10 protein-coding genes are annotated in these 14,301 nt (G+C 44.4%); 4 read left to right on the forward strand and 6 right to left on the reverse strand.

The features are described 5' to 3' along the window. Positions 1 to 98: 98 nt before the first annotated feature. The 3 genes from purH to carB all read right to left on the reverse strand — a co-directional run bounded on the left by purH (position 99) and on the right by carB (position 7,127). A complete protein-coding gene (gene purH, locus F3J22_RS01920) occupies positions 99 to 1,613 on the reverse strand; it encodes a bifunctional phosphoribosylaminoimidazolecarboxamide formyltransferase/IMP cyclohydrolase (RefSeq protein WP_167013731.1) in 1,515 nt (504 codons plus the stop codon). A 12-nt stretch (positions 1,614 to 1,625) separates the two neighbouring features. Further along, the gene (locus F3J22_RS01925; protein ID WP_167013733.1) at positions 1,626 to 3,674 is read right to left on the reverse strand and encodes a ComEC/Rec2 family competence protein; all 2,049 of its coding nucleotides are present in this window, start codon (positions 3,672 to 3,674) and stop codon (positions 1,626 to 1,628) included. Positions 3,675 to 4,310: 636 nt separating this feature from the next. Then, positions 4,311 to 7,127 (reverse strand): carbamoyl-phosphate synthase large subunit, encoded by a 2,817-nt coding sequence (gene carB / locus F3J22_RS01930; protein ID WP_167013735.1) that lies wholly within the window; start codon positions 7,125 to 7,127, stop codon positions 4,311 to 4,313. 207 nt (positions 7,128 to 7,334) lie between these two features. Here carB and F3J22_RS01935 point away from each other — a divergent pair, with 207 nt between their 5' ends. Continuing rightward, on the forward strand, positions 7,335 to 7,937 hold the full coding sequence (locus F3J22_RS01935; RefSeq protein WP_167013737.1) for a hypothetical protein: 603 nt from the start codon (positions 7,335 to 7,337) through the stop codon (positions 7,935 to 7,937). Positions 7,938 to 7,942: 5 nt separating this feature from the next. On the opposite strand, the gene F3J22_RS01940 is transcribed toward F3J22_RS01935, so the two are convergent. Then, positions 7,943 to 9,100 carry an MFS transporter gene (locus tag F3J22_RS01940; protein ID WP_240154982.1) on the reverse strand — a complete coding sequence of 386 codons (1,158 nt, stop codon included), beginning with the start codon at positions 9,098 to 9,100 and terminating at the stop codon, positions 7,943 to 7,945. A gap of 10 nt (positions 9,101 to 9,110) precedes the next feature. Next, the gene (locus F3J22_RS01945; protein WP_240154983.1) at positions 9,111 to 9,917 is read right to left on the reverse strand and encodes a DeoR/GlpR family DNA-binding transcription regulator; all 807 of its coding nucleotides are present in this window, start codon (positions 9,915 to 9,917) and stop codon (positions 9,111 to 9,113) included. Positions 9,918 to 9,940: 23 nt separating this feature from the next. Here F3J22_RS01945 and F3J22_RS01950 point away from each other — a divergent pair, with 23 nt between their 5' ends. Further along, the gene (locus tag F3J22_RS01950) at positions 9,941 to 10,480 is read left to right on the forward strand and encodes a 5'(3')-deoxyribonucleotidase (RefSeq protein ID WP_167013739.1); all 540 of its coding nucleotides are present in this window, start codon (positions 9,941 to 9,943) and stop codon (positions 10,478 to 10,480) included. A gap of 304 nt (positions 10,481 to 10,784) precedes the next feature. On the opposite strand, the gene F3J22_RS01955 is transcribed toward F3J22_RS01950, so the two are convergent. Next, a complete protein-coding gene (locus tag F3J22_RS01955; protein WP_167013740.1) occupies positions 10,785 to 11,390 on the reverse strand; it encodes a helix-turn-helix transcriptional regulator in 606 nt (201 codons plus the stop codon). A gap of 616 nt (positions 11,391 to 12,006) precedes the next feature. On the opposite strand from F3J22_RS01955, the gene F3J22_RS30665 reads away from it, so the two are divergent. Next, a complete protein-coding gene (locus tag F3J22_RS30665; protein WP_255492026.1) occupies positions 12,007 to 12,132 on the forward strand; it encodes a hypothetical protein in 126 nt (41 codons plus the stop codon). 198 nt (positions 12,133 to 12,330) lie between these two features. Beyond that, the gene (gene acs, locus F3J22_RS01960) at positions 12,331 to 14,244 is read left to right on the forward strand and encodes an acetate--CoA ligase (protein ID WP_167013742.1); all 1,914 of its coding nucleotides are present in this window, start codon (positions 12,331 to 12,333) and stop codon (positions 14,242 to 14,244) included. Positions 14,245 to 14,301 lie beyond the last annotated feature (57 nt).

A 14,301-nucleotide genomic window follows, 5' to 3' on the forward strand; every position in this document is an offset into this window, starting at 1 on the left:
TTTGAGATAAGTAGGCAGATAACGACCTGAAGCAATAGAAAAGGGCCTCTATGGTATAGAGACCCTTGTCATATATTTTAAATAGTTATGGCAGATGATTAGTGTCTGAAATGTCTCATACCAGTCATAACCATTACCATACCATGTTCTTTGCAGAATTCGATGGAGTCGTTGTCGCGCATAGAACCACCAGGCTGAATTACAGCGGTGATACCGGCGTCGTGGGCGATGCTTACGCAATCATTGAATGGGAAGAATGCATCGGAAGCCATCACAGCACCTTTGAGGTCAAAGTTGAACTGTTTGGATTTTTCGATGGCATGACGCAGTGCATCGATACGGGAAGTCTGGCCACAACCTTTACCTACGAGTTGTTTATCACGAACCAGTGCGATAGCGTTGGATTTCAGGTGTTTGCAAACGATGTTGGCAAATTCCAGGTCAGCTCTTTCTGCGGCGGTTGCAGCGCGTGCGCCTACGTCGTTCCATTCTTTGTAGTTGCCATTGTCTGCATCCTGCAGCAATACACCGTTTAAGATGTTTTTGTAAGCGTATTTAGCTTTTACAGGCTGTTTCTGTTCCAGCAGGATACGGTTTTTCTTGCTTTGCAGTACTGGCAGTGCATCAGCGTCGAAGCCCGGAGCGATCAGGATTTCGAAGAAGATTTCACTGATAGACTCAGCAGTTTGTTTGTCGATTTGTTTGTTGGTAACCAGTACACCGCCGAAAGCGCTTTCCTTATCACCAGCCAGTGCAGCGTCCCAGGCTTCTTTCAGCGTAGGGCGACTAGCGATACCGCAAACGTTGGTATGTTTGATAACAGCGAAGGTAGTTTCAGTAAACTCCTGGATCAGCTGGCAGGCAGCGTCAACATCCACGAGGTTATTGAAAGACAACTCCTTACCATGCAGTTTGTTGAAGATTTCATTCAGGTCGCCGTAGAAAACGCCACGTTGGTGAGGGTTTTCGCCATAACGGTTTACCTGACCTTCTTTAACGGAAACCTGGAAGTAATCACCTGGTTCGTTATTCAGGAAATATTGAGAGATGGCAACATCATAGTTAGCACATACTTCAAATGCTTTAGCAGCAAAGCCTTTACGGTCTTCGATGCTGGTAGCGCCGTTGTTTTCTGTCAGCACTTTTTCCAGGTCTGCGTATTGGTCTTTAGAACCAACGATAACAACATCTTTGAAATTTTTAGCAGCAGCACGGATGAGGGAGATACCACCTATGTCGATTTTTTCAATGATAGCTTGTTCTGCAGCAGCGCTTTTCACTGTTTCCTCGAATGGATACAGGTCTACGATTACCAGGTCAATTTCCGGAATTTCGTACTGTTTCAGTTGTTCCAGATCCTGTGGGTTCTCGCGGCGAGCCAGGATACCACCAAATACTTTAGGGTGCAGTGTTTTAACACGGCCTCCCAGAATGGAAGGATAAGCAGTGAGATCCTCAACTGCTACGCATTTTACGCCCTGCTCCTCAATAAATTGCTGAGTACCGCCGGTAGAATAGATCGTAACACCCTGTTCTCCTAATTTTTTAACGATGTTCTCCAGGTTATCTTTATAGAAAACGGAGATCAGAGCTGATTTAATTTGCTTTTGCATGAATGGAAGACATTAGAAATTAATAACATAGGCTCCCTGGTCCGGAACCGAAATGAAGCGCAAAGTTAACACGTAACAATCATTTTTCCACCGTTGTATACGCCATACCGGGTTTCCGGCACCTATAATTACTGTTCCAATCTCGTAAAAATCAGCCAGCTGCCTGATATCCACATGTGGATTACGTGTCAATAAAATATAATCCGTCTTGAATTTTTTTATGGGAGACGTCTCCCCTTTTACCCTCCTGTAATTACTGTCAATGATTACAATTTTTTTTCCGGCACATTGTAAATAGGTATTTCCTCCCGGTGTATCCCGACATTGAAACAACCTTTTTCCCTCCTGGTCTGCACCGAAATATTGTCTCCCGCTAATGACATCTCCCCCGGTACTATCTGTATAAAACAACGGCTGATACTGATAACCGCGAATATAATCTGCGGCTGTCTGTCTGGAATTATAGACCACCAGCAGATGCCGGGTACTTCGTTGCCAGGTATCCCTGCCCAGCGTAATGATATACACCGCAGTACTGATAACCATCAGCCACCAGAAAGGTTTAAACTGAAGCGCTATATAGCCAAGTAAAGTACCAATCATCATGTATAGCAATACGACCTGCAGCAGGTCACAGGGAATAGCCGTAATCAGTGCTCCCGGCAGTTTTCCAAGGTATTGTACAATGGTGTCCATTCCCCATATCAGGTATTTTACACCTGTTCCCACCCACATTGCAGGCGTATGAAACGGGGCTACTGCCAGCAATACGATCTCACCATAAATTACAATAGTGGATAATGGCACTGCCAGCAGGTTAGCCAGCAGAAACCAGGTCGGAAACTGATGGAAGTAATATAGGCAGACAGGGGTCGTCAATATCTGGGCTGCTACAGATAAGGCGATCATCTCCCATAAATAACCTTTCCAACGTTGTTTGAATTCGAAAAGCTGGTTAATCCTGGAATAGAAGAGTACGATACTCAATACCGCCAGGTATGACAGTTGAAAACCGGTATCCAGGATAATATAAGGGTTCATGCAAATCAACAGGAATACAGAAGCCGCCAGGGTATTGTAGATGTTACTGGCATGCTGCAATACAAAACGGCCTATGGTAGTGGCAGTAAACATCACTGCCGCCCGGAGCACAGAGGCAGAAGAGCCTGTCAGCAATGTAAATCCCCAGAGAAACAGGATAATCAGGAATGCCCGGAGCCAATTGGCATAGCGGCTGGCTGGCAGCCATTGCAGGAGCCAGAGCAGGCTCCCGTACAATAATGCGAGGTGCATACCTGAAATTGCGATTACATGCACAATGCCAGTATTCGTATAGTCCTGCACGATATTCTTATCGAGGTCCTGCCGGTACCCAATGAGCAAAGCCGCTGCCATACCAGCTTCCGGCCCGTTACCGATATATGTTCTGAAAGTGCGCAGGCAGTAATCAAGCATTGTCTGCAGCAGCATATCAAGTTTGTTCACCGGTAAAGGGGTATACAGGAATACCTGTTGTTGTTTTAGAAAAGCCTGATGGTAGATGCCTTTGGTGATACAATACCATTGATAATCGAAGCCACCGGGGTTTCCCATATTACGTACAGGCAATAACGTTATATCGGTGATAAGCCGGCTACCCCGCTGTAGTTGCCTGTTTAGGCCGGTATCTGCATATGTCATTACCTCCCCTGTTGAAGACATCCATTGCTGTTGGTGATACACTGCCTGGATGGTAGCAAGGTATTTCACAAAGCGGCCCTTCTGTTCCGGTGCTGAATGCAAATGAAGCAGGAGCTTGTCTCCCGGGTCATAGTGATGTGTATAATGTTGCTTATTATTTCGCGGATCCTGTTCGTACAAAAGGATAGCACCGGTAGCAAATAGTAGTGATGCTACGATAAGTGCATGTAGCTGTTGAAACTTATATTTCCAGGTAAGGGGCAGGAAACGAAAAGCCAGTAACAATAATAACGACGCTGGCATTAACGTGAACGCACACACGTTTTTAACATGATAAATCTGGAAGCTGACACCGGCAATAACGGGAAAGATTATACGCAAAAACGGACTTCGTCCGCTACTGTGGTTAACAGGCAAAGATGACTCAAACAACATAGTGGGTTAACGTTTTACAAATTAAAGTTAGTTATCCGAAGTGTGTAATTCCTATATTGGATGTTAACAAAAAGACCTTTTTTTCCGCTGCATATGAATATATGGTTACTAGAAAATTTCCTGAAAGGTGATAAAATACCGCAGTAATAAGCCTGAGAAGAAGTTTCTATAAATTACTATTAATCAATATATTTAATATTAATTATTTATCTATCTGTTATTGATTAGTTAACATCTTCTTTAAATATAATATTATTTGTAAACTGCATTACCGGTCACGCTATTTGATTCGATTCAAGATTCAATAGTCGTGTCTTTAATGGTTATTTTGAGGGAAAAGAAGGAGCCTGATTTTTATCAGGCTCTATTTTTTTGTCTATACTATTCCCCTGCAAACCATTTACCGTGGCGGATTTCACCCTTTGCTTATATTTTTCTGTTTAAGTGGAGAAGGGTATTATGCTTTGTACAAACGGCAAGGCATAAACGCTGAAAGTCTTTACTGCACAGCATTTCAGATAAATAAAAAAGCCTTCGCATGAGCGAAGGCTTTTTTATTTATCTGAAGCTATAGCTGGTAAATTATTTACTCAGGTACATGCTTTTTTCTTTGTAAAGGTTTCTGAAGTAAGGATCGCGGAGATCTTTAATGAAACGAATGGCTTCACCGGTAGATTTCATTTCAGGTCCGAGTTCTTTATTCACACCTGGGAATTTATTGAAAGAGAACACAGGTTCTTTGATTGCGAAGCCGGTGAGTTTCTTTTCAATTTTGAAATCAGTCAGTTTATTAGCGCCGATCATGATCTTGGTAGCGATGTTCAGGTAAGGAACCTGGTATGCTTTTGCAATGAAAGGTGTGGTACGGGATGCGCGAGGGTTAGCCTCGATTACAAATACATTACCATCCTTAATTGCAAACTGGATATTGATCAGACCGCGGATATTGAGTGCGCGTGCAATTTTCTCAGCATAGAATTCCATGGTAGTTACTTCAATCGGCGTCAGGTTGAACGCTGGCAGTAACGCGTGGCTATCGCCACTGTGGATACCGGCAGGCTCAATATGTTCCATAACACCCATTACATGGAAGGTTTCACCATCGAAGATACCGTCGATTTCAGCCTCCTGGCAACGATCCAGGAAGTGGTCGATCAGGATTTTGTTGCCTGGCAGGTGACGCAGCAGGCTGAGTACAGACTCTTCCAGTTCCTCTTCGTTAATTACGATACGCATACGCTGACCACCGAGTACATAGGAAGGACGCACCAGTACAGGGTATCCTACTTCTTTTGCTACCTCGATAGCGTCGTCAGTATTGTAAGCGGTACCATATTTAGGATAAGGAATATTGAGGTCTTTCAGCATGTCGGAGAAACGGCCGCGATCTTCAGCAATATCCATGTTATCGAAGGATGTACCGATGATTTTGATACCATTTTCTTCCAGGCGTTTAGCCAGTTTCAGTGCGGTTTGTCCACCGAGCTGTACGATTACACCTTCTGGTTTTTCCAGTTCGATGATTTCCCACAGGTGCTCCCAGAATACCGGCTCGAAGTACAGTTTATCTGCCATGTCGAAGTCGGTGGAAACAGTTTCAGGGTTACAGTTCACCATGATGGCTTCGTAACCGCAATCCTGGATAGCTTGCAGACCGTGCGTACAGCAGTAGTCGAATTCGATACCCTGACCGATTCTGTTAGGTCCAGAACCGAGTACGATGATTTTCTTCTTATCAGTAACCTTGCTTTCGTTTTCAGTATCGAAAGTGGAGTAGAAGTAAGGCGTTTTTGCTTCGAACTCTGCAGAGCAGGTATCTACCATTTTATAGGTACGTACGATGTTGGCAGATTTACGTTTTGCGTAAACTTCTTCTTCTTCGCAGTTACCGAACAGGATAGCCAGTTGTTTATCGGAGAAGCCCATTTTTTTGGCATCTCTGAGCATATCAACCGGAACGCTTTCCAGGTCGTGTTCAGCGAGTTGTTTTTCCAGGGTAACAATATCCTGGATCTGATGAAGGAACCAGCGGTCGATATATGTTTGCTGGTGGATATGTTTTACAGAAACACCTTCCATGAGGGCATCCTTAATACGGAAGATACGATCCCAGGTTGGGCGTTTCAGTTTTTCGAGCAGTTGTTCGCCTTTCATCATTGACTTACCATAGTAACCGAGGCCAAGTGCATCGTTTTCGAGGCTCTGGCAGGCTTTCTGGAGGGCTTCAGGGAAGGTACGGCCGATAGCCATTACTTCACCTACAGATTTCATCTGCAGACCTAAAGTATCGTCAGCGCCTTTGAATTTGTCAAAGTTCCAGCGAGGCATTTTTACGATTACGTAATCGAGTGCTGGTTCGAAGAATGCGGAAGTTGTTCTGGTGATCTGGTTTTCCAGTTCATCCAGGGTGTAACCGATAGCCAGTTTCGCAGCAATTTTTGCGATAGGATAACCGGTTGCTTTTGAAGCCAGTGCAGAAGAACGGCTTACGCGAGGGTTGATCTCGATGGCGATCAGCTCTTCGTTCTCAGGATTGAGGGAGAACTGAACGTTACAACCACCGGCGAAGTTACCCAGGTCGCGCATCATCATCATGGCTTTGTTACGCATGTCCTGGAAAGCGGTATCGCTCAGGGTCATGGCAGGGGCCACGGTGATGGAGTCACCCGTGTGAATACCCATTGGGTCAAGGTTTTCTACTGTACAGATAATCACGACATTGTCGTTTTTATCACGCAGCAGCTCCAGCTCATACTCTTTCCAACCCAGTACTGCTTTTTCAACAAGTACTTCGTGGATAGGAGAAGCTTTCAGACCACGGTCCAGTGCTTCGTCCAGGTCGTCTTTGCTGTGTACAAAACCACCACCTGTACCACCAAGGGTAAAGGAAGGACGGATAACCAGCGGGAAACCGATTTCCTGTGCGAACTCTTTACCTTCCAGGAAGGAGTTAGCAGTTCTGGCAGGCGCTACCGGAATGCCCAGTTGAATCATCCACTGACGGAACTGTTCACGATCTTCAGCTTTGTCGATCGCTTTGATGTCCACACCGATCAGGCGTACATTGAATTTTTCCCAGATACCCAGTTCGTCTACCTCTTTACAAAGATTTAGCGCAGTCTGCCCACCCATAGTAGGTAATACGGCATCTATCTGGTTTTCTTCCAGGATCTGCTCAATGCTTTCCACGGTCAGTGGCAGCAAATAAACCTTATCGGCCATCATAGGATCTGTCATGATGGTCGCCGGGTTGGAATTAATCAAAATCACTTTAATTCCTTCTTCTCGCAGCGAACGTGCTGCCTGAGAACCGGAATAATCAAATTCGCAAGCCTGACCAATTACGATAGGACCAGAACCGATAATGAGAACAGATTTGATAGATGTGTCTTTTGGCATTTGTGTAATCTATTGAAAATGAAAAACCAAATTGATCTTTCTGCCAACGATGGGAACAAAAAAATCGTGCAAAGCTACGGACTTTCAAGTTTACTGCACAATAAAATTTTAATTTTTTTTTGAACTGCTATCTGATTGCAGCAAAAAATGCTATTATATTAGAGAAAGAATTAATAATCAGGATTGTCTTCCTAAACTATCTATTTTATGCTTGAAGTCTGGAGTAGCATTGCCAGCAAATATAATAGCTCCACCATTCTGTATGTAGAAGGCGTCAAAGGTGACCCTTACTCTTATTCCTTTAACTATACCAGGGATGGAAGACATATAAAAATATGCCTGGCCTGGGAAGTAAAAATGGTCAGTATAATGGAAGGAAAAAATGAGGTTCGGTTACGACAAATTTCCCACTCATATTATAAGAAAAAAGAACCGGGTATTGATAACATCATGAAATATATCCGGGCACGTTCTGTTGATATCCATGTGGAAATTCCCGAGACAAATGTCAGGCTGATTGCCAGGCCCAAAACCTGGTACCGTGGTCTCTTTCAAAATAAATCACATACAGCATTTTCCGATCGTCTGGTCATTAATGTCAGGCCAGCCAGCTTCCTGCAAGAAATCAACAAGGAGCTTTCCCTGCTTTGCGATATGTACCCGGAACAGAAAATCACCCTCCGTAATGATTACGAAGATGCCGAAACCCTGAAATTCTACCTGCATTTCCGGGTAACTGAACTGCCAATTGATAAAGCAGAAATCCTGAAATTACTCGATACCTTAACTGCTATTGCCAAAAAGATGTAACCAGATTAAATCCTGATTCTACTCGACATTACCGCTATCAACGCGCCCATCACAGCTATCATGGTAAAGGATACAGACAGGCTGCTCATCTGTGCCACATAGCCTATCAAAGGCGGGCCACAGAGGAAACCAAGGTAACCTATCGTAGAAACTGTTGCCAGCGCCATTCCCGGCGACATTAACTTAGTTGTTCCGGCGGCACTATATACCAATGGAACAACTGAGCAAACACCCAATCCCACCAGCATAAAGCCAAAAATAGCTGTAAGGAAATAAGGCAGCAATACTGCTATCATCAGACCTGTAGCGGTAAGGACACCACTGAGGATCAGCATGGTTCTGGCGCCGAATTTTATCCTCATCGCATCAGCAATGAAGCGGCCGCTCGCCATGGTAACCATAAATGCAAACGAAGACGCCACCGCAAAAGAAGGATCGATCTTCATCACTCTGCGGAAATAGATGATACTCCATTCAAACATGGTTCCCTCGCAGATCATGGAGCAGAAGGCAATAATACCCAGAGTGAGCAGGAATTTATCAGGTTTCGAAAACAAAGGTTGATTTTCAGCAACACCCATATCCTGCTGGATAATACGCGAGGCTGCAAATGCTACAATTGCCCACCCCATCACCGCTACGAACAGAAAGTGAAATAGCGGGGTAATATTCAGTGCCACCATTATCCAGCCAATACCGATACCTGTAGCACCTGCTGCACTCCACAGTCCATGAAACGAAGCCATAATAGAACGGCCATACATGGCTTCTACCGCCACCGCCTGTGTATTGACAGCAATATTAGCCAGGTTACCGCTAAAGCCAAACAGCATCAGGATGACCATTAGCTGCCATGGTTGTTGTGCGAGCCCGAGCAGCGGCAGCAATGCGGCATAGCCTATGCCTGCGTTTACTACTACATTGCGGCTGCCATAGCGGGATACCAGTACCCCGGCTGTAGGCAGGGAAATGATAGATCCGATGGGAAGGGCCAGCAGTACGGTACCCAGACCAGCATTATTCAGATGCATAAACTGCTGAATATCTGCTATGCGGGATGTCCAGCTGGAAAAACATAACCCTGTCAGAAAAAACAAGGCGCTAACGGCAATACGTATACTTCTTTTACCTGGCATTTCGATGGAAAGCTCTTGTATCATCATAATGGATTAACTATATCACCTGAATCCCCAGGTCAATATAAGGTTTGAGTGAGGGCAATTCAGGTTTGTCTGTAATAATAGTATCAATATTGGTGATCTCACATACTTTAAATGGTTCTGCCGTACCCATTTTTTCACTTGTTGCCAGCACAATTGTCTTGTACGCAGATTCTACCATCACGGATTTTACTTCTGTATCGTTAAAATCGACACAGGAAACCCCGGTTTCCTCGTGCAGACTGCAAACACCCAGGAAACAGATATCTGCTTTGATCCTTTGCAACATGCGAATGGTATCTAATCCTCCGGCATTCTGGGAAGCTTTTGTGACGCGTCCTCCGGTGAGTATCAGCTCTACATTGGGATGGTCAATCAGTTGGGCTGCGATGGGTACGCAGTTGGTAATGATAGTGGCCTTTAACGTTGGAGGCAACATTTTCGCTAATGTCAGCGTGGAGGTGCCGCCGTCCATGATGATTGTTTGTCCGTCCTGGATAAACGATAATGCTTTGGCGGCAATTTGTTTCTTATCTGCTTCGTGATAAACGATGCGGTCATTAAAATTATAGGGATTGGGAGAATGTGGAATGGCGCCCCCTCTTACTTTGATCAGCCGGCCACTGAGTGCTAATGCATCGAGGTCGCGGCGCACGGTATCTTCAGATACCTGAAGGTCCGTACTCAGTTCCGTCTGCAATACTTTGTGGTCCGTCTGCAGTTTTTTGAGGATATACTCCAATCTTTCTTCTTTCAGCATAATCTTGCCATTTTCTGCAATATTATGAAATATATTGCGATATTCTGCAAATAATTGCATAAGTTTGCACAAAACAGCAAAATATGGCAAGAATTGCAATCGACATGGACAATGTGATGGCCGATCTGACAAGACAAATGATTGATCTTTATGAGCAGAAGCACGGCGTTAGGGTAGCATATGAGTCATTGAACGGGCATCCCGATGGCGGAGGTTTTCCGATTGAAGGAGAAACGCACCAGTTCATTCATCAGCCGGGATTTTTCAGGAACCTGCCGGTTATGGAAGACAGCCAGGAAGTAATCAGGGCTTTGATGGAACAGCATGAGGTATTTATAGTATCTGCGGCTACAGAGTTCCCGTTATCATTGAAAGAGAAAATAGACTGGCTGGCGGAGCATTTTCCCTTTATCAGCTGGAAGAACATTGTATTATGTGGCTCCAAAACCATCATAGAAGCAGATTACATGATTGATGATCATGATAAGAATTTGCGCTATTTCAAGGGAGAGCCGATATTGTTCAGTGCACCACATAATATTAACCTGACAGATTATAAGCGTGTAAACAACTGGAAAGAAGTAGCAGCGTATTTTCAGCTGACACCAGCAATAGCCGGTTAATAGGGCTATAAGCCACATCCTGTGCAACAATCCTTATTGTACACAACGAAGTAATATGTCCGGATTACAGGGGTTCTCCCGCAAGAAATGCTGACACTTCACCAGCATTAAAAATCATCTACCACAAACCCGATCGGGCATTATGTCTGGTTGGGTTTTGTTTTTTTAAGGAGATTATCAGCATCATGTATTTAAAAGAAGGAGATATAGACGCTACAGTGAACCGGTTTTTCTGGATTAACAATGCTTACTTAGGCATATTAAGATATTGATTATCAGCATTCAGGAATAATTCCAGCTGGGTTTATTTATTTTCGACTGGTTTCCTGACATCCTGTAATTCTCTTCTCAGATGAATTACTTCATCTTTAAGATGATTATATAGCCGGAGTAATTCGTTATGATCTTCGAGGAGTTTATAGTATTTCTCCCTTTGGAGCATTATTTCTTCCGTTTCGGTATTGCGGGCTTCTGCAACAGTTCCCGGGTTCAGGAAAGCGTCGAGACTCATATCGAGTGCCCGGGCAGTTCTTTCCAGTTCACCAGGGGAAAAGATCTCCTTGTCAAACAGGTTATACATGGTTCGCCGGCTCATCTCCATTCTGTCGGCCAGCCTGCTCCTGTTAAGGCCTTTGTCCTGAATAATAGTTTGAAGGCGTCTGCCATGGTGTAGGTTTTTGTCCAGAGAAATAAGCTGGGCACCGTTCCAGCGCATAAATTCTTCCGTAGTGATCCCGATAATAGTACAGAACCGATCCAGGTTGGCGCGTTTCATTTCGCTTTTGCGAAGATGATAATGTGCAATCTGGTTCGTAAATCCAGCCTTCTTGGCAAAGTCTATCACTTTAATCTTACGTTGCTTCAGGATCTGTTTTAACCTTTCGCCCATGTGTATGAGGCTAGTCTGCATTGTTATATTTTTTGTTAATACTGTCCTTATTTCCAGCTTCGCCGGATTATTGCCGTATAATTTAGCAAAAAACCTGATCATACTGAGAATTAAATTATAAAAAATGAAAATTTCCTTCTCAAAATGATTCTGAGAAGATTAGTCACCCCAACTAACTATAACGCATATACGAAATTCATGATAATGATTTTTGCATTTTTAAACGCCAAAAATCATCCTAATAATGTCATTATCATCTTGCTGTTTCAGCGAAAAAAAATCAAAAAAAATCCGGACAAATCTGAACTTCAACTTTTCTCTGAAACACAGTACAGCAAAGCATTACATGAAAAGTGTGCAAAAACTATAAATAAAAATAAATTAGGACAAACGAAATGTTTATAAATATATTTGCTGACACTGATTGGTCGCAATTAATTCATCCATTGGAAAACCAATTTCTATGTTAACCATACACAAACACCCAAGACCTCGCAAGTGCGCCATGAGGAAATTTTCGATTAACGTGTTAACGCAAATACACGATCGGTTCACCAACCTGCCGCTCCGGTTTAGGGAGCGCGTCTGCGAAGAGTGCAGTTGGAGTATCCCGACGTTCTATCGAAAGATGCGACTGATGGACAAAGTTCATCCGGAAACGGGTAGAGAAATCCCTGCGCTGAGCAATGCTGAGCGTGAGAAGATCATCTCTGTCTGGAAAGAACTGCTGACCGAAACAACCCAGCAGCTTCCGAAGTCGTAACTCGTCTTCGATATGATGCCAGAGCAAGGGAGTAACATTACCTCGTTATACAGTCGTAAACGAGGTAATTTCTCTTTTGAAAATTAACTGACATTTAAGGTGTTTTTTTAGATTTTTTCTATCAAAGCATCTATTTTTTCTTAAATTTAAAGCCCGTTAGGAAATGCTTGTACTTAACCAATTAACAATTACGGTGCTATGTCGTACCCATACCAGATCAAGAACATTGAAGAATACCAGCAGGCTTATCAACAGAGCGTAATGGACCCGGAAGGCTTCTGGGCAAACATTGCGGACCACTTTATGTGGCGTCGCAAATGGGACAAAGTGTTAGAATGGAATTTTAAAGACCCGGAAATCAAATGGTTTCAGGGTGGAAAACTGAATATCACGGAGAACTGCCTGGACAGACACCTGGGTACGTTTGGAAATAGGCCAGCTATCATCTGGGAACCTAATGACCCGGAAGAACGCCACCGCATCCTCACCTACCGCGAACTTTATAATAAGGTTTGTCAGTTCGCCAACGTATTGAAAAACAATGGCGTAAAGAAAGGTGACCGCGTTTGTATATATATGGGAATGATTCCCGAACTGGCCATCGCCGTGCTGGCATGTGCCCGTATCGGTGCCGTTCACTCTGTAGTATTCGGCGGCTTCTCTGCCCAGTCTATTGCAGACAGGATCAAAGACGCCTCCTGCAGTATCGTTATTACCTGCGATGGCGCATACCGTGGCAACAAAGACATTCCGCTGAAGTCAGTGATCGATGATGCACTCATGACCTGTCCTACGGTGGAAAAAGTAATTGTATGCACCCGCACCCGTACTCCGGTGAGCATGCTCAAAGGAAGAGACGTTTGGTGGGAAGATGAAATCAAAGCGGTGGAAACAATGGGCAACCCTGCCTGCCCTGCTGAAGAAATGGACGCTGAAGATATGCTCTTCATCCTTTATACTTCCGGCTCCACCGGCAAGCCTAAAGGCGTTGTGCATACCACTGGCGGCTATATGGTTTATGCTAACTACACCTTCGTTAATACCTTCCAGTACCAACCTGGTGAAGTGTACTTCTGTACTGCTGACGTAGGCTGGATCACTGGTCACTCCTATATTATCTACGGCCCGCTGTCTGCCGGCGCTACCACCCTCATGTTTGAAGGGGTACCTACCTACCCGGATGCCAGCCGCCTGTGGCAGATCGTTGACAAATTCCGCGTCAATACCCTGTACACTGCTCCTACTGCCATCCGCAGCCTGATGGGATTTGGCCTGGGTCCTGTTAATCACAACGACCTCAGCTCCCTGCGCAAACTCGGCAGCGTAGGCGAACCTATCAACGAAGAAGCATGGCATTGGTTTAAAGATAATATCGGTAAAGGCAGATGCCCTATCGTTGATACCTGGTGGCAAACAGAAACCGGTGGTATCATGATTACACCTATCGCCGGAATTACCAAAGAAAAACCAGGATACGCCACCTTACCTTTACCTGGCGTACAGCCTATCCTCGTTGATGAAAACGGTAAAGAAGTGAAAGGCAATAACGTAAACGGAAATCTCTGTATCAAATTCCCATGGCCTGGTATGCTCCGTACAACCTATGGTGATCATGAAAGGTTCCGCAATACCTATTTCTCTACCTACGAAAATCTTTACTTCACCGGCGACGGCTGTCTCCGCGACGATGATGGCTACTACCGCATTACCGGCCGCGTAGATGATGTACTCAACGTAAGCGGTCACCGTATCGGTACTGCTGAAGTAGAGAATGCCATCAACATGCACGCCGGCGTAGTGGAAAGTGCTGTAGTAGGCTATCCACACGATATCAAAGGACAGGGTATCTATGCTTATGTTACCATGGATAAAATGACCCATGATCCTGAACTGACGAAGAAAGATATCATGCAGACGGTTGCCCGCATCATCGGACCAATCGCCAAACCAGATAAAATCCAGTTCGTTTCCGGGCTGCCAAAAACACGCTCCGGAAAAATTATGCGTCGTATCCTCCGCAAAATTGCTGAGAATGACATGGATAACCTGGGCGATACCTCTACCCTGCTCGATCCGGGAGTTGTAGAAGAAATCAAAAGAGGAAAAATCTAAAAAATATCTTCCTATAAATGTAAGAGGCTGTCTAACTTTACCAGACGGCCTCTTATT

Source organism: Chitinophaga sp. Cy-1792, from assembly GCF_011752935.1.
Classification (GTDB): domain Bacteria; phylum Bacteroidota; class Bacteroidia; order Chitinophagales; family Chitinophagaceae; genus Chitinophaga.